Genomic DNA, 21,571 nt, shown 5'->3' with positions numbered 1-21,571 from the left:
TCCTCCACACCTACAACCACCACCGCAGCCACACCGCACTCGGCGGCCAGCCACCCATCACCCGCGTCAACAACCCTGCGGGTCAATACACCTAGGTCCAGCGGAGGCGGTTGCCTGTCGTGTTGCGGGTGAGGAAGAGGGTCAGGTAGGCCTGGGCGGCCATGGCTCCTATGCGGTGTTCGCGGCCGTAGTAGGTGTTCTCCGCGTTGGGGCCGTAGGTGCGGCCGTCGGGGAAGCGGGACATCAGGGAGAGTTGGGCCTCGTTGTGGAGGCGTTCCCACTTCGCCGCCGGCGGGTCGATGCCGGTGTCCTGGCCCGTGAGGGTGACCAGGAGGTCGAAGTTGCCGAAGTAGAAGGGGAAGTGGGTGCCCCAGTCGTTGCCCTCGGGGTAATGGATCTCCGCCGAGTTCTCGCGGTAGATCGGGCTGGTGCCGCCGCCCGGCAGCGGGAAGGGCTTGTCCACCAGGGCGCCGTACGTGCGGTTGATGTTGTGCAGGGCCGCCCGGGGTGCGGGGCGGTTCGCGAGGCCGAAGACGAAGCCCTGGTAGAGGCTCTGGTCGAACGCCACCATGTACAGCGGGTGCAGGCGCGCGTGGTTCTGGAGGGTGCCGTCGTCGGCGATGTTCGTGCCCCGGAGCCAGGTCGACAGCCGGATGCCGTTGATCGTCTCGTCGCTGGTGAGGTCCTGCGGGCAGGCCGCCGCTGCCAGCAGGAGTTCGACGTTGCGGCGCGTCCAGCGGGCGGCGTTGGGGTGGTTCGGCATCATCACCGCGGCCAGGGAGAGCGCCGCCGCGCTCCAGTTGTCCTCCTCCGCCTTGCTGTCGCCGGGTGTGACGACGGTGCCGTCGCGGCGGGTCATGTAGAGCTGCTCGCCGCCGGTGCCGATGAGATGGACGTCGTTCCCGGTCGTCAGCCGGTCGGCCTCCCAGGCCAGCATGGCGGCCAGGTGACCGCGCTCGGCGGTGTCCAGCTTCTCCCAGAACAGCCAGCCGGCCAGCGCGGTGTAGTACGCCCACAGCGCGGTCTGCCAGCCGTTGCCCCAACGCGTCGCGGTGTCGGCGTTGTTCGCGCGGTGCCGGGCGGCGAGCGTACGGATGAGGTTGCGGGTCCGGATGGTGGCGTTGGCGGCGGACAGCGTCCGCGGGTCGTAGGTGCCGGTGGTCAGCGCGGTGGTGGCGGCCACGGCCGCCATCGCGGGCAGCCGGATCGCCCGCTCGTCGGTGCCCCGGAGATCGATGTAGCCGTCCGGGAGGTATCGCGTGTACGTCCCCGCGTACCAGGGCCCGATCAAATAGCGGGAGCTGCCCGCGAGGATCGCCGTCACCCGCCTTCCGGCGGCGTCGGACCCCGGATACGAACCCAGGCTCCCCCAGGCGATCGGTACGACACCGTTCTGGGCGGCGTTCGCGGCGGTGGGCGGACCGAACGCGGCGGCGGCCCCGAGCGCGCCGGCGGTACCGAGGAACCGGCGGCGGGAGAGCGGAGGAAGGGCGGGCATACGGGCACTCCTGTCACGGGCCGGATGTCCGAACGCGGTCAAGCATGGCAGCGGCAACAAACACGGCACAAGGGTCTATACCACTTGGGATCGACACCAACGACCCTTCCGGCAGCGCGATTTGGCCGCGCGGGTCCCGTACCGCGGACCGCGTCGCGGCGCCGCCGCCTCGGGTCGTCACCGCGTCACCGCGTCGCGTCGTCCAGCGCCCGCAGGATTTCCGCCCAGGGGAGTTCGCGCTTCGGAGGGGCTGCCCGCGGCTCGTGGAGCGGCCAGACGCCGGGGCCCTGGATCAGGTGGACCCCCGCCTGCCGGAGGTGGGTGAGATGGGTGGGCCAGGCGGGGTGGCGGGCGTGGGCGGCGTTGATGTGGGGGAAGACGATCACCGGCACGCCGGGGGTGCCCAGGGCCTCGGTGAGTTGGGTGAGCGCCTGGTTGTCGGCGATGCCCAGGGCGAGTTTGGCAACGGTGTTCGACGTCGCCGGGGCCGCCACGTAGCAGTCCACGGGTGGGTGCGGGCGTGGGTCCGAGGGGAGCCGGGGGTGATCACGGACCGGGAGGCCGGTGAGGGTCTCCAGACGGTCCAGTTCGCCGGACGCCCGGAGCCAGCGGCCCGCCGTCGGGGTCAGGGTCACCGCCACCCGCCAGCCGCGGGCCATGGCCGGTACGACCAGGCCGGTACGGAGCGACTCCAGCCCGCCGGACGCCGACGCCACCACTCCGAGGACGCCGCGGGACGTACGCGCTTCACTCATCGTCACAGTCTGGCAGGACTGCGGCCCCCCTTCCGGGGCACACGGTCGGCGACGAACCAACCACCGTCATTCCGGACATGGTTGGCCATCCATCGACATGTTCGGCAGGAGAGAGCAGATGCTCGCAATCGCGGCGGCGGTGGTCCTTTTCATCGCCTTCATACTCAACGCCACCAAGACGTCGACCGACGTGGTCTTCGGTACGACGAGCCTGACGCTCGTCGCACTCACCCTCATCGCCCTGCATCTGGCCGGTGTCGGAGCCGGGTGGCAGGCGCGGGGGCGCGGCCGTCGGCGGTGACGGTCACAGGGACGGGGACCCGGCGGTGACGACGGGTCAGGAGGCGTAGCGCCAGAAGTCGCGCAGGAGGGGAGCGGGTACGGGGCCCGTCGCCTCCAGCTGCGTCAGCAGGATGGTCACGGTGCCCGTGGACGGTGTGATGTGCGCCGCGGTCCCCGTACCGCCGACCCAGCCGTAGCGGCCCGGCACGTTCCAGGGGTCGACCGGCGCGATGTCCACCGAGCCGCCGAAGCCCCAGCCCTGGCCCTCCAGGAACAGGGTGCTCGCGTCGCGCTGGGGCTGGGTCAGGTGGTCGGTGGTAATACCGGCGACGGACGCGGGTGAGAGCAGCCTCCGGTCCCCCGCCATGCCGTTGGCCAGGAGCATCCCGGCGAAGGCGTGCAGGTCGTCGACGGTCGAGACCAGGCCGCCGGCGCCGGACGGGAAGGGCGGCACGCTGCTCCACTGGCCGTCCGGGGTGTCGACCGGTTCGAGGCCGCCCGCGCCGTCCGGCCGGTAGTAGTGCGGTACGCGCTCACGCTCGGCGGCCGGCACCGCGAACGCCGTGTCACGCATGCCGAGCGGTTCGAAGATCCGCTCCGCGAGGAACTCCGGCAGCGACCGGCCCGTGGCCCGGGCGATCAGTACGCCGAGGATGTCGGAGCCGATGTTGTAGAGCCATGCCTCGCCCGGCTGGTACAGCAGCGGGATACGGGAGAGCGTCGCCATCCACTCGTCCGGCGCGGCGACCTGCTGGGGCTGCGGAGGGCCCTGCTTCAGCTCGCTGAACAGCGGGGTGACGGCGGGCAGCGAGAAGTCGGACGGGAAGCCGTGCCCGGAGCGGAAGGTGAGCAGGTCGAACACGGTGATCGCCCTGGCGGCCGGGACGACGTCGTCGACCGGGCCGGACGGTGTCCGTACGACCATCGGCGACGCCAGCTCGGGCAGCCACCGGTCGACCGGGTCGTCCAGCGCGATACGGCCGTCCTCGACCAGCGTCATGACCGCGGCGGCGACGACCGGCTTCGTGAGCGAGGCGATGCGGAAGATCGCGTCCCTGGCCAGGGGTGTCGTGCCCGCCGCGTCGGCCGAGCCGACCTCCGCCACCTCGGTACGGTCGCCCCGGGCGACCATGGCGACGACGCCCGGCAGCGGTCCCTCGTCCACGTACGCCTTGAGCAGGTCGTGGAGGTTCGTCGCGCCCGTGCCACTCGTCGCACCGGTCGAAGCGGTCCCCGTCCCACCCGTCGTCTCGGTCGCACCCGTCACACTCGTCGCACCGATTGCGCCTTTCGTGCCCGTCGTACCGGTCCCACCCGTCGCACCGGTTGCGCCCGTCCCGCCCGTCGATTCCGTCGCCTTGGTCATGGTTCACCTTTTCGCGTCGCCGCCCGTGCTGTCGTAGAAGAGACCCCGGACGGCCGGTGAATTCATCGGTCCGGAGCTGCGTCCGGGCGCTTGCGCAGACGCAGCGAGTTCCAGCTCGCGTCCGCCGTCCAGCCGCCGTCGACCGGCAGCGCGGTGCCGTTCACGAAGCCGCTGCGCGCCGGGTCCGCCAGGAACGCCACCGCCTGCGCGATGTCGTCGGGCGCGGCGAACCGCCCCATCGGCACCCGGTCCACGACGTCCTCGTCCGTGTAGCCGCCGGACGCCTGGTCGGCCGCGTCCATCTCCGTCTTCACCCAGCCCGGACAGACCGCGTTGACCCGTACGCCTCTGCCTCCCCACTCCCCCGCCAGCGTGCGCGTGAGGCCGATCAGGCCGTGCTTGCTCGCGTTGTACGCCGCGCGGTCGGAGACCCCGTGCAGTCCGGCGATCGACGCGATGTTGACGATCGAGCCGGCGCCCGCCGCGAGCATCAGCCGGCCCACCGCGCGGGAGAGCAGGAACGGCCCGGTGAGGTTGACGTCCAGCACCCGGCGCCACTGGTCGGCCGTCGTCTCCTCGGCCGGGACGAGCAGCGAGACGCCCGCGTTGTTGACGAGCGCGTCCACCCGGCCGAAGCGCTCGCGGACCCGGTCGGCGAGCCCGTTCGCATACGCCTCCGACGCGACGTCCCCGACCACGGTCAACGCGTCCGCCCCGGCCGCGCGCACGGAGGCGAGGGTGTCCGCCGGGTCCACGAGGTCGGCCAGGACCAGCGCGTAACCCTCCCCTGCCAGGACTTCGGCCACCCGGCGGCCGATGCCCCGCGCCACACCCGTCACCACGGCGACGCGGTCAGTCCCCGCGCCCGTACGCGTACTCGGCGTCATCTCAGTCATGAGGTCAGCCTGGACCGGGACACATGGCCGGCGGAAGGGCTCCGGCCGGGCGGACGCCCAGGGGCGTCGGCGGTCTCCGCGAGCAATGACCGCACGGTCGTCCGGTTAGTACACTGGCCGTGTGACAGCTACCAGCACCGACGGACGCATCGCACGGGGGAACCAGACCCGCCAACTGATCCTCAAGCACACCGTCCGGATCGCCTCGGTCGAAGGTCTCGGCGGTCTGTCGCTCGGCCGGCTGGCCGGGGAGCTGCGGCTGAGCAAGAGCGGGGTGTTCGCCCTGTTCGGCTCCAAGGAGGAGCTCCAGCTCGCCACCGTGCGCGCCGCCGCCAAGGTGTACATCGACCATGTCGTGCGCCCCGTCCTGGAGTTGCCGGCCGGGCTCGACCGGATCCGGCGGCTGTGCGACGGCTGGCTCGCGTACTCCGAGAACCGGGTCTTCCCCGGCGGCTGCTTCTTCTACGCGGTCTCGGCCGAGTACGACGCGCGCGAGGGCAAGGTGCACGACGCCGTGGCGCAGTCCCGCCTCGACTGGGTCGCGTTCGTGGCGCGGAACATCGAGGACGCCAAGGAGGCGGGCGAGGCGCGGGACGACACCGATGTCCCCCAGCTCACCTTCGAGCTCGTGTCGCTCCTCGAAGGCGCCAACGCCGAGTCCGTACTCCACGACGACTTCACCTGCTACGCCAAGGCGGCCAAGGCGATCCTCAGCCGGCTGCGGTCCGTGGCGACGGATCCGGCGCTGCTGCCGCTCGTGCCGGCGTCGCGCTGACCACGAAGTCCCTGACGGACGCGATGACTTGGCGGTCACCGATGATCCGCCGGTGCCCCAGGCCCCGGGTGACGACCAGCCGGGCCCGGTCGCCGGGGGCCGCGTTGAGCGCCGCGGTGAGCTCGCGTGAGGCCGCGGGGTCGACCAATTCGTCGTCCTCGTCGTGGACGACCAGGAACGACGACGCGCACGACGACGCGCACGACGAGGCGTACGACGACGCGCCCGCCGCCGTACGCGCGCCCCCGCCCGCCGGCGCCGCGGGCGTATCCGCCGCCGTACGCGCGCCCCCGCCCGTGCCCGTAACGGCGGCCGGACCCCCGCCCGCCCCCGGGACCGAGAAGCGGGACCAGACGTCGCCCTCGCCGGTGAACAGCTCCCGCTCGATCCGCCCCCGCAGCTCGCGGTTGAGCCGCTCCCGCAGCCCCAGCCCCGCGCAGAAGCCGTCCACCAGATACGCGAAGTCGGGCACACCGCTGATGGCCACGATCCGCTGCGCCCGCACCCCGCGCTCGCGTGCGGCGACGAACGTGGCGGTGACACCGAGGGAGTGCGCCACGACCGACTCGAAGGGCCCGTGCTCCGCGTCCAGCGCCGCGATGATGTCGCGCAGGTCGAGGATCGTCATCGTCTCGCCGGTCGCTTCGCCGTGGCCGGGAGCGTCGAAGGCGACCGGGCTGAGGCCGAGGTCCAGCAGTTCGGACACGAGCGGGGCGAAGCGCGAGGCGCGCGACTCCCAGCCGTGCACGATCAGTACGGGGCGCTCGCCCGTTCCCCACCGGTAGCTGACGGCTCTCCCTCCGCCGACGGCTGTCCCGCCGACCTGGGCGCGGTCCATCACCGGGCGCTCGTCGGGCCGCAGGCGGCTGCGACCGCGCGGCTTGCGGAAGAGGTGGAAGACGGCCCTGCCCGCCGGGCCCGGTGAGACGTACGACGCGGCGTTCAGGGCGGTGCGGACGGCTGTCACGGCGAGATCCATGCGGCGTTCGCTCTCCTCGGGTCGCTGTGCGGTCAGGGCGCTTGCCCTGGTTCCCGCTACGACGCTTGCGCTGTTTCCTGCTCCGGCTCCTCCGACCAGACGCTAGCACGATCGTTCGGCTAGTTTTATCGATTGACTGAACGTACGATCGTGCGGCATGGGACCCAATCAGCGCTTCAAGGACGAACTGGACGCGCTCATCAACCAGCGGCTCCTGCCGGAGGACCGCGCGTTGGCCCGAACCCCGGCCCCGTCGCCCGCGCCGGGACGGACGTACCACCCCGGACCCGCCGGTACCCCGCGGCCGTCACTCCCGAAGCAGCAGAATGGAGCGCATGACTGAGAAGAACGACCACCTGCCCGACGCCCCCGTCTCATCCGAAGCGGCCCCCGACTGGGAGAAGCGTTTCCGGGCGCCCCGCGTCTCACTGCCCGACTGGGCCGAGGACGCGCCCGACCGCGCGCTGTTCGTGTCCAACGCGACGGGTACGTACGAGCTGTACGCGTGGGACCGCGCCACCGGGGCGCAGCGGCAGGTCACCGACCGCCCCAACGGCACCATGGACGGCGTGCTGACCCCCGACGGCCGGTGGATCTGGTGGTTCAACGACACCGACGGCGACGAGTTCGGCGTCTGGATGCGGCAGCCGTTCGACGCGGAGGCAGCGGGCGCGGGCGAGGCGGAGGCCGCCGCGGGCGAGGCCGCCGGAGGCGTGCGCGGTACCGACGAGGTCGCGACGCCCGGTATCGACGCGGCCTACCCGAGCGGGCTCGCGCTCGGCCGGGACGGGACGGCGGTCGTCGGCTGCTCGACCGACGAGGACGGCTCCACGATCCACGTCCTGCCCGCCGGTGGCGCGGCCCCGGTCGAGATCTACCGGCACCGTGAGTCGGCCGGCGTCGGCGATCTGTCGCACGACGGGACGCTCATCGCCGTCGAGCACACCGAGCACGGCGACGCGATGCACTCCGCGCTGCGCGTGGTGCGCCTCGACGGCACGGCGGTCGCCGAGCTGGATGACACCAAGGACGGCGAGGTCGAACTGGGCCTGTCCGTACTCGGTTTCGCACCGGTGGACGGCGACACCCGCCTCCTCGTCGGGCATCAGCGGCGCGGTCGCTGGGAGCCGATCGTGTGGGACGTGGCGACGGGCGAGGAGAGCGATCTGGCGATCGAGCTGCCCGGGGACGTGTCGGCCGAGTGGTATCCGGACGGGTCCGCGCTGCTGATCGTGCACAGCTTCGAGGCGCGTAGCGAGCTGTGGCGCTACGACCTCGCGGCGCGCGCGCTGACCAGGGTCGAGACGCCCGCCGGCACGGTGTCGGGCGCGACGGCCAGGCCGGACGGCTCGGTGGAGTACCTGTGGTCGTCGGCGGCGCGTCCGCCCGTGGTGCGGTCGACGTCGGGCGGCGTCGTACTCGACCCGCCTGGCTCGAAGGCGCCGGGATCCGTGCCGGTGACCGACGTGTGGGTGGAGGGGCCCGGCGGGCGGATCCACGCGCTGGTGCAGCGGCCCGGGGGTGAGGGTCCGTTCCCGACGGTCTTCGAGGTGCACGGCGGACCGACCGCGCACGACAGGGACTCGTTCACGGCGGGCCCGGCGGCGTGGGTGGACCACGGCTACGCGGTCGTACGGGTCAACTACCGCGGCTCCACCGGCTACGGCCGCGAGTGGACGGACGCGCTCAAGCACCGCGTCGGGCTGATCGAGCTGGAGGACATCGCCGCCGTACGCGAGTGGGCGGTGTCGTCCGGTCTCGCCGACCCGGCGAAGCTGGTGCTCTCGGGCGGCTCGTGGGGCGGCTATCTGACGCTGCTGGGGCTCGGCACACAACCCGACGTGTGGGCGGTGGGGCTGGCGGCCGTACCGGTGGCCGACTACGTCACCGCGTACCACGACGAGATGGAGGCGCTGAAGTCCATGGACCGCACGCTGCTCGGGGGCACGCCGGAGGAGGTCCCGGAGCGGTACGAGGCGTCGTCGCCGCTGACGTACGTGGACGCGGTGCGCGCGCCCGTCTACATCTCGGCGGGTCTGAACGACCCGCGCTGCCCGATCCAGCAGGTGGAGAACTACGTGAACCGGCTGTCGGCTCGGGGCGCGACGCACGAGGTGTACCGGTACGACGCGGGGCACGGGTCGCTCGTGGTGGAGGAGCGGATCAAGCAGGTCGCCCTGGAGCTGGACTTCGCGGAACGCCACCTCCGGTAGCGCGGCATCGCCGGACGGGCCCGCGTCTCGCGGCCCGTCCGGGGAACGCGGGAACGCGGGAACGCGGGGGCCGCTGACCGAGCCTCCCCGGCCGCCCAGGAGCCACCCGCTCCGTGGGCCGGGCGGGGCGCTGCGTACCTTAGAGGGGTGTACCGGTTCCTGCTGACGCCCCGGTGGTGGGGCATCAATGTCTTCGTGCTGCTGGCCATCCCCTTCTGCGTCTTCATGGGGACCTGGCAGCTCGGCCGTTTCGAGGACCGCGTCGATTCGCACCGGAGTGCCGAGGCCGCGCCCGATCCGGCGGATCGGGCCGCCGCGCCGGTCGACGAGTTGCTGCCGGTCAGTCAGGAGACGTCCGGGCGGCACGCGACGGCGAGCGGTACGTACGGGGAGCAGTTCCTCGTCCCGTACCGGGAGTTGGACGACAAGTCCGGCTCGTACGTGCTGGCGCTGCTGCGGACCGACGGCGGCCGGGCGCTGCCCGTCGTACGCGGCTGGCTGCCGGCCGGTGCGGACGTGCCGTCCGTCCCGACGGGTGAGGTCACCGTCTCCGGCGCGCTCCAGGCGCCGGAGAACGCGGGCACCGACGGCGCCCACACCCGTGGCGGGCTGCCGAGCGGACAGGTCGGCATCATCAACGGGGCGTCGCTGGTCAACCTCGTGCCGTACGCGGTGTACGACGCCTGGGTCACGGTCACCGAGCCCGACGCCGCCGGGCTGACGCCCGTACCGCCTCAGCGGCCCGAGGGCACCGGCCTCGATCTGAAGGCGTTCCAGAACCTCGGGTACACGGGCGAGTGGTTCGTCTTCGTCGCGTTCCTGCTCTTCATGTGGTTCCGGCTGTTCCGGCGCGAGACCGAGGCCGTCAGGGACCGCGCGCTGGGGCTGGAGACCGCGGCGTAGGGCCTGTCGTCTGGATCAGGCCGGATGAGTGAGCGGGGTCCGGTGCGTGCGATCGCAAGGCGGCGGAGGGAAGCATGGCTCCCTCCTCCGCCACCAACGCAGGGGGCACCTCCCGTGCCCCCTCCGGGGGAGAGCGTGCGTGCCGGGGCACGCGAGCCCGGCAAGATCCAAACGACAGACCCCAGCCCTCCCCGCGCGACCCGGTCGCTACGACGCTTCCAGCACGCCCGTCCGGTAGATCGTCCCCGCGCACGCGTTGTCGATCGTCGTCGCCGCCGGTGTCGATCCGGGCTCCGGGGTGTGCACGACGTCGATGCTGCCGTCCTTCGGCCCCTCGTCGCTGCCGAGCTGCGGTGTCGGCTCCATCGGCGTCGTCCCGGTGCCGTTCGTCGCGCCGCCCGAGTCGCCCTCCGTGGGCGTGGGGTCCGGTGACGGTTCGCCGGTCGGGCAGGTGTCGGTCGGCACCCAGGCGAACTTCACCTCGTACGCCCCCGAGGGCGCGAGCACCAGAGCGGTCGCCTCCTGCGAGGGATGAGGCAGGTCGCTCGCGGGGTCGCCGGGCTGGTGGTTCACCACTTCGATCTTGCTCGGGTCGGCGGCGCCCATCGCCTGGAAGGCCACGGACCCGTTGCCGCTGACCGAGCAGTTGGTCCCCGAGATGTTCGAGATGCGGAAGCTGCCGTAGACCGTGCCGTCCGCCTGCGGTTCGCCGGTCTCGGCCGAGATGACACCGAGCTGGTCGGCGTCACAGGTCGCCACCGCGCTGGTGAAGCTGCTCTCCGGGTCGCGGCCCTCGCCGCCCGTCGTACCGCCCGTCACCCCGCCATCGCCCGCCTCGGGCGATTCCTTGTCGGCGGATCCGCCCTCGTCGCTGTCCGCCCGGTCCGAGGGGTGGGCGCCGTCCTTCTCACCGTTCTCCGGGCCGCCGTCGGAGCCGGTGCCGCCCTGGACCTGCTCCCCGTGGCCCACGTTGAAAGACTCGCCGTCCGAGGAACTGCCGGTGTTGGCGACGTGTACGAACGCCGGGACCGCCGTACCGAACAGCAGCGCGGCAGCCGCGACGCCGACGACCGCCTGGCGCTTGCGCGCGCGCCTGGCGGGAACGGCCCTGCGCAGATGGTCGAGGGCGCCGTCGGAGGGCTCGATCTGCTGGACGGCGCCGTGCAGGAGGCGGCGCAGGGCCAGTTCGTCGACGGTCGCGGTGCCGTCGCCGTCGCCGCCCGCGCCCGCGGCGTCACCGAAGAGCGACGCGAGGGGCTGCGTCACATCCGGCCGAGGACCACCGTCGGCCGGAGGGCCACCGGCCGGAGGGCCGCCGCTGCCGGCCCCGGGGTCGTGGGGGTCACGGCCGGCCGGTGGTCCGGCGTCGGCCGGTGCCCGCCCGTCGGCCCGTGGCCCGTCGTCAGCCCGTGGCCCGTCGTCGGCCGCGCCTCGCGCGCCGTCGGCCACACTGTGGAGGTCTCCGCCCGGTTCTTCTTCCGGCCCGTTGTTCACAGTTCCATTTCCAGTCGACTCGCCCGTCGGGCCGTCCGGCCCCTCCGGCCTTCCGTGGTTCTGATCGTGCTCGTACCCGCTCATGCCGTGGCCTCCATGGCGACGCGCAGCGCCGCGATGCCCCGCGAGCCGTACGCCTTCACCGAGCCCAGGGATATGCCGAGCGTCTCGGAGACCTGCGCCTCCGTCATGTCCGCGAAGTAGCGCAGCACGAGCACCTCGCGCTGGCGGCGCTGGAGGCCGCGCATGGCCTTGATCAGCGCGTCGCGCTCCAGCAGGTCGTACGCGCCCTCCTCGGCGCTCGCCATGTCCGGCATCGGCTTCGACAGCAGCTTGAGGCCGAGGATGCGGCGGCGCAGCGCGGAGCGCGAGAGGTTGACGACCGTCTGGCGCAGATACGCGAGGGTCTTCTCCGGCTCGCGGACACGGTTGCGCGCGGAGTGGACGCGGATGAACGCTTCCTGCACAACGTCCTCACACGAGGCGGTGTCGTCCAGGAGCAGAGCCGCGAGGCCGAGCAGTGAGCGGTAGTGCTGTCGGTAGGTCTCGGTCAGGTGGTCGACGGTGGTACCGGATGCCATCGCGTCGTCAGCGCCCTCGCGCCGGTCCGTGATACCGGTCGGGCGTGCCGCTGGCATGGGAGCGATCACCGGCATACCACCGGGCCTGCGGGGTCGCCGGGCCGGCCGCACCGAAGTGCCGCGAACCGGGACGACCGCTGTGAAATCGAGAACCTCTGCCACGCCTGTTGGACACGCTTCCCCCGCCCAGGGTTGTACGCGTTCGCGCCCGCATTTGACGATGCACCAATTGTCCCCATGCGTAACCGATCTCCCCCACATGCCCCATTGACCCACGGCACCACACAGGGGCGACCGCTTAGACGTTTCCGGTCAACCGGTGGTTGCGGAAAGCCGAAAAAGCATCGTCCGCCACCGGAACACCGCAGTTCAAGTGGTACAGACCAGCGATTCGCTCACAGGGCGTTCACAGATCCTACAAAGCGTCGCGGGTCGCCCCGGGGGTGGGTTCCCCGCTGCTCCCCCGCTCCTCTACGTACCCGCGAATTCCCCCGCCACGGCCTCCGCGATCTGCGCGCAGTTGAGCGCCGCGCCCTTGCGCAGGTTGTCGCCGCAGACGAACAGCTCCAGCGCCCGTTCGTCGTCCAGCGAACGCCGCACCCGCCCCACCCACGTCGGGTCGGTGCCGACCACGTCCGCCGGGGTCGGGAAGTCGCCGGCCGCCGGGTTGTCGAACAGCACCACTCCCGGGGACGTCGCCAGGATCTCGTGCGCCCGGTCGACCGTGACAGGGCCCTCGAAGCGCGCGTGCACCGCGAGCGAGTGCGCGGTGACCACGGGGACGTGCACGCACGTCACCGCGATCCTCAGATCGGGCAGGTCCAGGACCTTACGGGTCTCCTCGCGGATCGCCATCTCCTCGGAGGACCAGCCGTCCGCCATGAGTGATCCCGCCCACGGCACGACGTTGAGCGCGAGCGGACCGCCGAACGGGCCCGTGATGTCGCCCACGGCGCGCCGTACGTCGCCGGGGCTCGTCCCCAGCTCCGTACCGGCCACGGCCGACATCTGCCGGCGCAGCGCCGAGATGCCGTCCTGTCCGGCGGCGCTGACCGCCTGGTACGAGGACACGACCAGCTCACGCACCCCGAACTCGGCGTGCAGCGAGCCCACCGCGACGATCATCGGCATCGTCGCGCAGCTCGGACTCGCGACGATGCCGCGCGGGCGCAGCCGCGCGGCATGCGGATTCAGCTCGGGTACGACGAGCGGTACGTCGGGGTCCATCCGGAACGCGGCGGACGCGTCCACCACGACGGCGCCCTGGGACACGGCGACGGGTGCCCACTGGGCGGACACGGCGTCCGGGACGAGGAACAGCGCGACGTCCACGCCGGCCAGCGCGCTCTCGGTGAGCGCCACCACCTCGGTCGCCTCGCCCCGTACGGCCAGCTTGCGGCCGGCCGCGCGGGGGGAGGCGAGCAGACGGATCTCGCCCCAGACGTCGGCGTGCTGCGACAGGATCTGGAGCATGACGGCGCCGACGCCCCCGGTCGCGCCTACGACCGCGAGCGTCGGCCGGGCGTTCATCGGCCCGCGCTTCCGCGACTTCCCGTCCGGGGCCGGTGAGTTGTCGCCTTCGGCCAGCGAGTTCCCGTCATCGCCCGATGCCTTTCATCGTCCGGCCCTCATCGCCCGGTGCCGCCGTAGACCACGGCCTCGTCGGACTCGGAGTCGAGCCCGAAGGCGGTGTGCACGGCGCGCACGGCCTCGTTCACGTCGTCGGCACGGGTGACGACCGAGATGCGGATCTCGGAGGTCGAGATCAGCTCGATGTTCACGTTCGCCTCGGACAGCGCCTCGAAGAACCCGGCGGTGACGCCCGGGTTCGTCTTCATACCGGCGCCGACGAGCGAGATCTTGCCGATCTGGTCGTCGTAGCGCAGCGAGTCGAAGCCGATGGTGCCCTTCGCCTTCTCCAGGGCGTCGATGGCCTTGCGGCCCTCGGTCTTGGGGAGGGTGAAGGAGATGTCGGTCAGCCCGGTCGACGCGGCGGACACGTTCTGCACCACCATGTCGATGTTGATCTCCGCGTTCGCGATGGAACGGAAGATCGCCGCGGCCTCGCCCGGCTTGTCGGGGACGCCGACGACGGTGATCTTGGCCTCGGAGACGTCGTGGGCGACTCCGGAGATGATGGCGTGCTCCACCTGCTGGTCCCCTTGCGGCTGGTTGCTGACCCAGGTGCCGCGGAGTCCGGAGAAGGACGAGCGGACGTGGATCGGGATGTTGTATCGGCGTGCGTACTCGACGCACCGGTGCAGCAGCACCTTGGAGCCGGACGCCGCCAGCTCCAGCATGTCCTCGATGGAGATCCAGTCGATCTTCCGGGCCTTCGGGACGACCCGGGGGTCGGCGGTGAAGACGCCGTCGACGTCGGTGTAGATCTCACAGACCTCGGCGTCCAGCGCGGCGGCGAGGGCGACGGCCGTGGTGTCCGAGCCGCCCCTGCCGAGCGTGGTGATGTCCTTCTTGTCCTGGGACACGCCCTGGAACCCGGCGACGATGGCGATGTTGCCCTCGTCCAGCGCCGTACGGATACGGCCGGGCGTCACATCGATGATGCGCGCCTTGTTGTGGACCGAGTCGGTGATGACTCCGGCCTGGCTGCCCGTGAACGACTGGGCCTCGTGGCCCAGGCTTTTGATCGCCATGGCGAGCAGCGCCATGGAGATGCGCTCCCCCGAGGTCAACAGCATGTCCAGTTCCCGACCCGCGGGGATCGGGGACACCTGCTCGGCGAGGTCGGTCAGCTCGTCCGTCGTGTCGCCCATCGCGGATACCACGACGACCACCTGGTGGCCGTTCTTCTTGGCATCGACGATTCTCTTGGCAACGCGCTTGATGCCTTCGGCATCGGCAACGGAGGAGCCTCCGTACTTCTGCACGACAAGGCCCACGTGCGCTCCTCGATCAGTCATGCCGCAGTCGTTCATCACTGCGGTCGGCTCAGTCTAACGAGCAGCCGCATTCCGCCTCGGAGATATCGCATCGTGAGATGTCCCGCTCACGGTCTGATCATTCAGGAGGCGGTGCGGCGGCCCGGTGGACATCCATGCCCGGTCTGGCGCGGGCCACGCGGAACGTGGGCCGGGTCACACGCCGATCCCGCCCGATTGGCGGAGGACGGCGGACGGGCGGCGGCCCCCCGCTTGTCCGTGTGCGTGTGCGTGTCCGTGTCGCGTGACGGGACCTCGGCGGTCATCAGGACCCCGCCTGGCTCGGCCCACTCACCCTGTCCTACGAAGTTCTCCCTCGGCGCGAGTGAGCCGTCCGGACGTGCGCGGCCCTTCCGGTAAGCGTCGGCCTTCAGCCCTTGTTCCGGGTAGAGGCGAAGATCCGACCGCTGCCGCATGCAATGTTCGAGCAGCCACATGACGATCTCGCCATGGTGACCGTCCGGCACGGTCTTGACCTGGACCTTTCCGTTGATGAATTCCAGCCGCACCATCTCTGGCGCACGTCGGGCAAGCTCCTCGAACTCGTCGAAGGACATCTGCGGCCGGGCGGGGGTCCTGGGGGTCATGGCGTCGCCTCCTCCCCTCCATGGTGACCCGACCGGCAGCTCGTGGACGCTCATTCGGCCGCCCGCAGCAGTTCCGCGCCGTCGCGTGAGAAGGCCTGCACGAGTTCGCCGTGGGCCGGACGCGGGATCGGGCGGGTCTTGAAGCCGGCCGCCGCGCGCAGGGCGTCGGCGCGGCGGGCGACCTGCGGCAACGTCACCTGCCAGGTGGGTGCAGGGCGTCGGCGCGATTGGACCACTGGCCGCACGAGGAGCTGTTCCGGCGCATCGCGGAGATCGCGGCCGACACTGGAAGCAGCGAACTCCCCGCCCAGCTCGGCCGCTTCGAGCTGCCCGCGGGCCGATGCTCGACGAGGCGATCGCGTCGCGACGGGGCACGGACGAGCGGCCGTTCGGAAAGTACGTGTGGTTCGAGCCGGACCTCAAACCGGGCGGGACGCCCCGACCGCGTTCTTGATGCGTTCACCGAACCCGGGTGCGTCCTTGCGGGCCGCGCCGAGGGCGAAGCCCACCAGCAGCTTGCCGATGCCGTGCCCCTCCAGGACGTTGAACAGCCGCACCCGCGTCCTCCCGCCCGTGATCGCCTCCAGGTCGTAGCCGCCCTCGCGGGAGGTCACCACGTTCTTCGAGGTCTCGGTCCAGCGGATTCTGGTCGGCGTCTCCAGCTCGGTGATCCGCAGCTCGCGCCGGGTCGTCATCCCCGCGTCCTTCACCACGCTCCGGAACACGGTGCCGACCGCCGTGGGGCCCGCCGGCTCCTTGGTGATGCTCTGCACCCGGGGGCTGAACTCCGGATCGTTCGTCCCCTCCGCGAGATACGCGAAGACGTCCCCGACCGGCCGGTCGATCTCGGTGACTGCTTCGAACTGTCCACTCACAGCGGTTCACTCCTCGCAGGTCCGACGGTCAGAGTGGCAGAGGGTCGACACTTCACTCTCCCTCCGCCCCCCGCCCCCCGCCACTCGGGCCGCTGAACCCGGGCGAACGGGTTGCGGCTCGGGCTCGGCCGCCAGGCATCACGTCGGAGTGCTCGACCAGGGAGACGGTGAGGCGACGGGGGTCTCGGCGGACCAGAAGTCGGAGCGCACGTTGGGACGGGGAACCTCGACGCCCTCGTAGGCGGGGCCGTTGGGTTCGGCGGTGGGGGCGGCGACCTTGGATTCCTCGACGCAGGGGGTGTCGACCTCGAAGAAGGCCTGGCCCTTGTCGCCGATCAACAAGGAAATCGCAAACCCGTCTGACGCCCTGGCAAAGATGGCCGGATATTCCCTACTGGGATTCACGGAATAGATCTCGTAACCGGCCTTCTTCCAGAACCGCTCCACCATGCCGAGGAAGTTTCCGCGACGCTCCTCAGAAATGACCGTCAGTACGGTGCGACGCCGCGTCACTTCACAGTTACCTGAAGTGGTCTGACCGTGGGCCCACTGCACTCGCGGTTCGATCGCATCGACTGTCGCACCCAGCATGCCGTCAGCACGCTCTGCGGCGTCCTGCATGTCCATGGTCGCGGTCACTCCCGTCTTTTCCGTGCCGGGCGCTGCGCACCCACCCAGCAGCCCACCCATCAGAAGGAGAACGGACGGAACCCACATCGTCTTCCGCCTCACCGCCAATCCTCCCTCTTAATTCCTTCAGGCTTTCCGGCAACAATCTTGGCCATATTATCCGCACCCACCGGATCCTTTTCCGGGGTGAAGTACTGGGAGTGGGCGTCGACTCCACCCATGTCACGAATTGGGCGGAGCCCGTGGTCGACTTCGAATCGCGTGGCACCGAATGCCTCGCTGGCCGGGTCCTTGCCGAAATAGAGGTCGTCGTCACCCTTGTCGGCGAGGTCGCCGGCAACATAGGCGCCCAGCGGTCCGCCGGCCAGCAGGCCGAGGTAGCCTGCCCCGCTCTGCTGCTTCGAGGGAAGCTGGGTCACCACGTCGTTGTCGGCTGCCCCGACATAGACATGACCCTTTCCGACGCCGAGATCTTCAGCCTTGTCGGCTCCGGTGCCGGGGCTTCCGACCAGAATGATGTCGTCCGCGCCCGGAATGCCACCATCCCGCTGAGCCGCGGTCCCTACGGCGAGCGAGCCGTACGAGTGGCCGATCGCGGTCAAATGAGGATCCTTGTTCTCATTGGTGGCTCCCAGCCCGCTCATGAATTCGTTGTAGGCAGGGGCACCCCTCTCGGCATCGCCCTTGCTCATGACATCCACGTTCTGCGGGGCGTCGTAGCCGAGCCAGACGATGGACGCGCTGGACTCGTCGTACCGTCGCGCGCCGATCACCGTGTCATGAGCGCGCTTCATGGTGCCCCCTGCGAACTCTTCGTCCAACTTGGTGCCCAGCCCCGGCACGTAGGCCGAGACGTTCTTCGCGGTGTCGGGATTTCCGTAGGACACGATGGCACGACCGTTGCCTTCGTCACCGATGCCCAGCAGATACATCCTTGGGACCGAAGGCTCGTTCAGTTTGTCCTCGATCGCCTTGAGCCCACCCAGCAGGGTTCGAGCGTCGTCACCGCTCCTCTTCTCCAACGAGTCGATCAGCACCGGAAGATGGTTCCGGTTCGCCTCGTCACGCGCCACCGCCGGAATTCCGTCGAGGTTGCCGATCAGGTCCGGGGCCACGCCGAGGTACTCCTGCCGTTGCTCCTCGGTGAGCCCGTCCCACCAATCCTTCCGCTCGGCGGGCGACTTGTCGAACGGGACCCCTTCACCCAAGTAGCCGCTCGCGGCCCTCCGCACCGCCGCCGTGTCACCGGCCACGTCCTTCAGCGTGGCCTCCGTGACGTCGAGTCCCGTCGCCGCCTTGAGTTTCCGCAGCGCGGTCGCGTACCGGCGGTCGATCTCGGTGGCCGAGCGCACCGCACGCGCGATGCGGTCCGCGATGTCCTGGGCCATGGCCGCGTACGGGTTGGGGTCGAGGTCGAAAGCGGGCCGGCCGTTCAGCCCCGGATGGGGCTCCAGGGGGAGCCGCGCCGTGCCCTGCGCGGTGCCGCCCGGTACGTTCTTCTCACCCTTCTCGCCCGCCAGGGGGTCCCCGCAGACGACTGCGGCCGGGTAGCTGATCGAGCCGTCCGTGCGGACGGTGAACTTCAGGCGCTCGGCCTCGTCCAGCGCCTGTGTCAACTCCCGCTGCGGGTCCGCCAACTCCGCGGCGAGACCGTTCAGGGTCGTACGGATCAGACCCGACTCGGTCTGGATGTACTGGTAGTTGCGGCTCAGCCGCTCCAGCCTCGCGACAGCCGCCTTCGCCGACTCGCTGTCCTGCGTGTCACGCAGCTTCGCCGTCATGGCCTTGTCGGTCCTGACACGGTCGGCGTCGGCTCTCCCGGAGACCTCGTGCCAGCCGTCGCCCGCGTCCTCGAACTCCGGCCGCTTCAGATCCCGCAGCCGCTGCCACGTCAGTGCCGTGCCCGTCACCGGCGGGCACCCGCGTCCACGCTGCGCACGGACCTCTCGACCGCGGTGTCGGTCTCGCCCATCTCCTTGGCGACCTTCCCCAAGGCCCCGTCCAGATAGGCGCATTCACCCCGCACCGCGGCCAGCCGCTTCTCCCACGATTCGAGGACCTCGGTCAGTGCGTCCACCGCCGAGAAGCCCGCCGCGCCCGCCGTGACGCCGTCGTGCGCCGGACGGAGACGTGCGCGGCTCTTCTCCGTGCTGGTCCGCAGTGAGGCTGCGGTGCCCGACGCGCTGGTCCACGGTCCGGCGCTGTGCTTGAGGCCGCCGGCACCCCGGCCCGCGCCCGTGTCGTCCGCCGAAGCCGGCGACATCCCGGTTCCCGAATCCCCGGTCGGCGTCGGCAGGTTCGAGAGTGTGAACACTTCCTGCCACCCCTGCGAATACGACACCGCTCCCCCGTCCCGGTCACCCCACGCGCACACGCTGTGCGTTGCGAGTGACAGTAGCCGGGCGACCGGTGCCGAAGGCAAGCGGAAAATGGATCATTGACCGGACAACCGTCACGGCACGTAGCAGCTCGGACACGGGGTGCGCAAGAGCACTCGCTCCCAGATCCGCGGCCCCGCGAACCCGTCCGGTGGGCCTGGCGGGTTCGCGGGCTAGGGTCCTGCGTATGGGTAGTGGGGGCGGGGAGCGGGACGGGTTTGTGCGGGGTGTCGTGGGCCGTCGGATGCCCGGGTATCGGGGCGGGGCCGTGGTGGTGCTCGGGGAGGGTGAGGACAACGTCGCCTACGAGGTCGGCGGGGAGCTGATCGTACGGTTCAGCAAGGAGCCCGATCCGGTGCGCCGGGCCGCCGTCGTGAACCGTGAGGTCCGGCTGCTCGCCGCCGTCGCCGGGGTGGCGACGCTGGCCGTTCCCGAACCGGCCTTCGCCGATGCCGAGCAGGGCTGCCTGGGCTACTTCCGCCTCCCCGGCCGGCCGCTGATCGAGCTGCCCCCCGCGGGACGGTCGGCTCACGGTGCCGTGATCGGCGCCCGGCTCGGGGAGTTGCTCGCCGCGCTGCACGCGGTTCCGGCCGGGGAGGCGGAGCGGCTGGTGGACGTCGACGACCAGCCGGGCGCGGTGTGGCTGGAGGAGGCCGCCGAGACGTACGACGTGATCGTGGCCGGCGTGCCGGCGGCACACCGTCCCGCCGTCGAGGCGTTCCTCGGGAAGCCGCCGCCCGACGAGGGACATCCCCTCGTCTTCTCGCACAACGACCTCGGGATCGAGCACGTGCTGGTCGACGAGACGACGTGGACGTGCACCGGTGTCATCGACTGGAGCGATGCCGCGATCTGCGATCCGGCCCGTGATTTCGGGCTGCTGTACCGGGACCTCGGTGCCGCCGCGCTGGACGGGGCGCTGCGCGGTTACGGGGCGGGCGGCGAACGGGCCGAGGCGCTCGGGGCCCGTGCCGCCTTCTACGCCAGGTGCGGTGTCCTGGAGGACATGGCCTACGGGATCGAGACCGGGCGGGCCGCCTACCTGGACAAGAGCCTCGCCGCGCTGGCGTGGCTGCATCCGTGACAGACGGCCGGGCGCCCGGCGCGCGCTACGCCGGGTCCGCCACCGGGCGCATGCCCAGCGAGCCCAGCTCCTGTGCCATCACCCGGCCCGCCTCCTCCTCCAGCGCGTCCTCGCCGAGGTCCTGGTCCGTGTCCAGGCCGTCCAGCTCCGGGAGGGGCTGGTCGAGGCGGACGTGGGCCACCAGGGACTGGAGGGCGCGGAGTGCGGCGGACGCGGTGGAGCCCCAGTTGGAGAAGTACGAGAACTGCCACCACCACAGCGCCTCGGTCGTCCGGCCCGCGCGGTAGTGCGCCATGCCGTGCCGCAGGTCCGCGACGATGTCGGCGATGTCGTCGGAGATACGGCACGGGACCGGCGCCTTGCGGGGCTCGTACGGGTCGAAGACCTCCGAGTACACGTCGATCGGTTCGAGGATCGCGGCGAAGCGCTCCCGCAGGTCGTCGACGTCCGGCTCCGGGCCCAGGTCGGGCTCGTACCGCTCGTCGGGAAGGATGTCCTCGTGCGCGCCCAGCCGGCCGCCCGCCAGGAGCAGCTGGGAGACCTCCAGGAGCAGGAAGGGCACGGCGCTGTCCGGCTCGTCGCCCTTCGCGACCTCCGTGACCGCGACCATGAAGCTCTCGACCTGATCGGCGATCTGGACCGCGAAGTCGTTCGGGTCCTGCGTGGCGGAGTGCAGCGTTGCGTCAGACATCGAGCAGTCGTCTCCCCTCGAAGGCACGCCCCAGCGTGACCTCGTCGGCGTATTCCAGGTCGCCCCCCACGGGCAGACCGCTGGCAAGGCGTGTGACCTTCAGGCCCATCGGTTTGATCATGCGTGCGAGATACGTGGCCGTGGCCTCGCCCTCCAGGTTGGGATCGGTCGCCAGGATCAGTTCGGTGACCGTACCGTCGGCGAGACGGGCCAGCAGCTCACGGATCCGCAGATCGTCCGGGCCCACGCCCTCGATGGGGCTGATCGCGCCGCCGAGCACGTGGTACTTGCCGCGGAACTCGCGGGTGCGCTCGATCGCCACGACGTCCTTGGGCTCCTCGACGACGCAGATGACCGTCAGGTCGCGGCGCGCGTCGCGGCAGATGCCGCAGCGCTGCTCCTGCGCCACGTTGCCGCACACCTCGCAGAAGCGGACCTTGTCCTTCACTTCGAGCAGGGAGTGCGCGAGGCGGCGGACGTCGGTCGGTTCGGCCTGGAGGATGTGGAAGGCGATCCGCTGCGCGCTCTTGGGACCGACGCCGGGCAGCCTGCCCAGTTCGTCGATGAGGTCCTGGACCACGCCTTCGTACAACGGACTGCCTTTCCTGAGGTGCGAGGTGGAGGTTGCGGTCGGTACTCGACCCG

The 21,571-nt window shown here is 71.0% G+C and carries 23 protein-coding genes; 6 read left to right on the top strand and 17 right to left on the bottom strand.

Features of this window, described 5'->3' with window-relative positions:
- Positions 1 to 91: 91 nt before the first annotated feature.
- Positions 92 to 1,498, bottom strand: coding sequence for a twin-arginine translocation signal domain-containing protein (locus tag ACZ61E_RS07190; RefSeq protein ID WP_469698291.1), 1,407 nt, complete (start codon positions 1,496 to 1,498; stop codon positions 92 to 94).
- A gap of 185 nt (positions 1,499 to 1,683) precedes the next feature.
- Complete coding sequence (locus tag ACZ61E_RS07185) at positions 1,684 to 2,253, bottom strand: flavoprotein (RefSeq protein WP_469698289.1); 570 nt, start codon at positions 2,251 to 2,253, stop codon at positions 1,684 to 1,686.
- A gap of 118 nt (positions 2,254 to 2,371) precedes the next feature.
- Between ACZ61E_RS07185 and ACZ61E_RS07180 the strand changes: the two genes are divergently transcribed.
- Entirely contained in the window at positions 2,372 to 2,554 is a 183-nt protein-coding gene (locus ACZ61E_RS07180; protein WP_469698288.1) for a hypothetical protein, read from the top strand.
- Positions 2,555 to 2,590: 36 nt separating this feature from the next.
- Here the strand turns inward: ACZ61E_RS07180 and ACZ61E_RS07175 are convergent, their stop codons facing one another.
- Together ACZ61E_RS07175 and ACZ61E_RS07170 are read right to left on the bottom strand one after the other, a co-directional pair.
- A complete protein-coding gene (locus ACZ61E_RS07175; RefSeq protein ID WP_469698306.1) occupies positions 2,591 to 3,715 on the bottom strand; it encodes a serine hydrolase domain-containing protein in 1,125 nt (374 codons plus the stop codon).
- 248 nt (positions 3,716 to 3,963) lie between these two features.
- Positions 3,964 to 4,797 (bottom strand): SDR family NAD(P)-dependent oxidoreductase, encoded by an 834-nt coding sequence (locus ACZ61E_RS07170; protein ID WP_469698286.1) that lies wholly within the window; start codon positions 4,795 to 4,797, stop codon positions 3,964 to 3,966.
- 121 nt (positions 4,798 to 4,918) lie between these two features.
- Here ACZ61E_RS07170 and ACZ61E_RS07165 point away from each other — a divergent pair, with 121 nt between their 5' ends.
- A complete protein-coding gene (locus tag ACZ61E_RS07165; protein WP_469698284.1) occupies positions 4,919 to 5,572 on the top strand; it encodes a TetR/AcrR family transcriptional regulator in 654 nt (217 codons plus the stop codon).
- On the opposite strand, the gene ACZ61E_RS07160 is transcribed toward ACZ61E_RS07165, so the two are convergent.
- On the bottom strand, positions 5,508 to 6,551 hold the full coding sequence (locus ACZ61E_RS07160; RefSeq protein ID WP_469698282.1) for an alpha/beta hydrolase: 1,044 nt from the start codon (positions 6,549 to 6,551) through the stop codon (positions 5,508 to 5,510). The genes ACZ61E_RS07165 and ACZ61E_RS07160 overlap by 65 nt on opposite strands.
- 157 nt (positions 6,552 to 6,708) lie before the next feature.
- Here ACZ61E_RS07160 and ACZ61E_RS07155 point away from each other — a divergent pair, with 157 nt between their 5' ends.
- The 3 genes from ACZ61E_RS07155 (at position 6,709) to ACZ61E_RS07145 (ending at position 9,667) form a co-directional block, all read left to right on the top strand.
- Positions 6,709 to 6,894, top strand: coding sequence for a hypothetical protein (locus ACZ61E_RS07155; protein ID WP_469698280.1), 186 nt, complete (start codon positions 6,709 to 6,711; stop codon positions 6,892 to 6,894).
- Positions 6,887 to 8,764: a S9 family peptidase gene (locus ACZ61E_RS07150; protein ID WP_469698278.1), complete on the top strand. Its 1,878-nt coding sequence runs from the start codon at positions 6,887 to 6,889 to the stop codon at positions 8,762 to 8,764. Before ACZ61E_RS07155 ends, ACZ61E_RS07150 begins: the two co-directional genes overlap by 8 nt.
- A gap of 147 nt (positions 8,765 to 8,911) precedes the next feature.
- Positions 8,912 to 9,667 (top strand): SURF1 family protein, encoded by a 756-nt coding sequence (locus ACZ61E_RS07145; protein ID WP_469698277.1) that lies wholly within the window; start codon positions 8,912 to 8,914, stop codon positions 9,665 to 9,667.
- A gap of 207 nt (positions 9,668 to 9,874) precedes the next feature.
- Here the strand turns inward: ACZ61E_RS07145 and ACZ61E_RS07140 are convergent, their stop codons facing one another.
- The 10 genes from ACZ61E_RS07140 to ACZ61E_RS07095 form a co-directional block, all read right to left on the bottom strand.
- On the bottom strand, positions 9,875 to 10,933 hold the full coding sequence (locus tag ACZ61E_RS07140; protein ID WP_469698275.1) for a hypothetical protein: 1,059 nt from the start codon (positions 10,931 to 10,933) through the stop codon (positions 9,875 to 9,877).
- A gap of 308 nt (positions 10,934 to 11,241) precedes the next feature.
- Positions 11,242 to 11,904: a SigE family RNA polymerase sigma factor gene (locus tag ACZ61E_RS07135; protein WP_469698274.1), complete on the bottom strand. Its 663-nt coding sequence runs from the start codon at positions 11,902 to 11,904 to the stop codon at positions 11,242 to 11,244.
- A gap of 309 nt (positions 11,905 to 12,213) precedes the next feature.
- Entirely contained in the window at positions 12,214 to 13,272 is a 1,059-nt protein-coding gene (locus ACZ61E_RS07130; protein ID WP_469698272.1) for an aspartate-semialdehyde dehydrogenase, read from the bottom strand.
- 98 nt (positions 13,273 to 13,370) lie between these two features.
- Complete coding sequence (locus ACZ61E_RS07125) at positions 13,371 to 14,642, bottom strand: aspartate kinase (protein WP_469698305.1); 1,272 nt, start codon at positions 14,640 to 14,642, stop codon at positions 13,371 to 13,373.
- A 122-nt stretch (positions 14,643 to 14,764) separates the two neighbouring features.
- Entirely contained in the window at positions 14,765 to 15,268 is a 504-nt protein-coding gene (locus tag ACZ61E_RS07120) for a Uma2 family endonuclease (protein WP_469698270.1), read from the bottom strand.
- A 50-nt stretch (positions 15,269 to 15,318) separates the two neighbouring features.
- Positions 15,319 to 15,465 (bottom strand): hypothetical protein, encoded by a 147-nt coding sequence (locus ACZ61E_RS07115; protein WP_469698268.1) that lies wholly within the window; start codon positions 15,463 to 15,465, stop codon positions 15,319 to 15,321.
- A gap of 222 nt (positions 15,466 to 15,687) precedes the next feature.
- Positions 15,688 to 16,143, bottom strand: coding sequence for an SRPBCC family protein (locus ACZ61E_RS07110; RefSeq protein WP_469698266.1), 456 nt, complete (start codon positions 16,141 to 16,143; stop codon positions 15,688 to 15,690).
- Positions 16,144 to 16,281: 138 nt separating this feature from the next.
- Entirely contained in the window at positions 16,282 to 16,770 is a 489-nt protein-coding gene (locus ACZ61E_RS07105) for a hypothetical protein (RefSeq protein WP_469698265.1), read from the bottom strand.
- Positions 16,771 to 16,871: 101 nt separating this feature from the next.
- A complete protein-coding gene (locus tag ACZ61E_RS07100; RefSeq protein WP_469698263.1) occupies positions 16,872 to 18,683 on the bottom strand; it encodes an alpha/beta hydrolase in 1,812 nt (603 codons plus the stop codon).
- Positions 18,680 to 19,036: a hypothetical protein gene (locus ACZ61E_RS07095; protein ID WP_469698261.1), complete on the bottom strand. Its 357-nt coding sequence runs from the start codon at positions 19,034 to 19,036 to the stop codon at positions 18,680 to 18,682. The genes ACZ61E_RS07100 and ACZ61E_RS07095 overlap by 4 nt, the downstream gene beginning before the upstream one ends.
- 359 nt (positions 19,037 to 19,395) lie before the next feature.
- Between ACZ61E_RS07095 and ACZ61E_RS07090 the strand changes: the two genes are divergently transcribed.
- A complete protein-coding gene (locus ACZ61E_RS07090) occupies positions 19,396 to 20,235 on the top strand; it encodes a phosphotransferase family protein (RefSeq protein ID WP_469698260.1) in 840 nt (279 codons plus the stop codon).
- 25 nt (positions 20,236 to 20,260) lie between these two features.
- Here ACZ61E_RS07090 and ACZ61E_RS07085 read toward each other — a convergent pair whose 3' ends face one another.
- Together ACZ61E_RS07085 and recR are read right to left on the bottom strand one after the other, a co-directional pair.
- Complete coding sequence (locus tag ACZ61E_RS07085; RefSeq protein ID WP_469698258.1) at positions 20,261 to 20,926, bottom strand: DUF5063 domain-containing protein; 666 nt, start codon at positions 20,924 to 20,926, stop codon at positions 20,261 to 20,263.
- The gene (gene recR, locus ACZ61E_RS07080) at positions 20,919 to 21,518 is read right to left on the bottom strand and encodes a recombination mediator RecR (RefSeq protein ID WP_147873611.1); all 600 of its coding nucleotides are present in this window, start codon (positions 21,516 to 21,518) and stop codon (positions 20,919 to 20,921) included. The genes ACZ61E_RS07085 and recR overlap by 8 nt, the downstream gene beginning before the upstream one ends.
- Positions 21,519 to 21,571: the final 53 nt, after the last annotated feature.

It is taken from the genome of Streptomyces sp. NPDC104581 (assembly GCF_055583685.1).
Note: the sequence above shows the minus strand (reverse complement) of the source record. Positions and strands in the feature narration are given on the sequence as shown.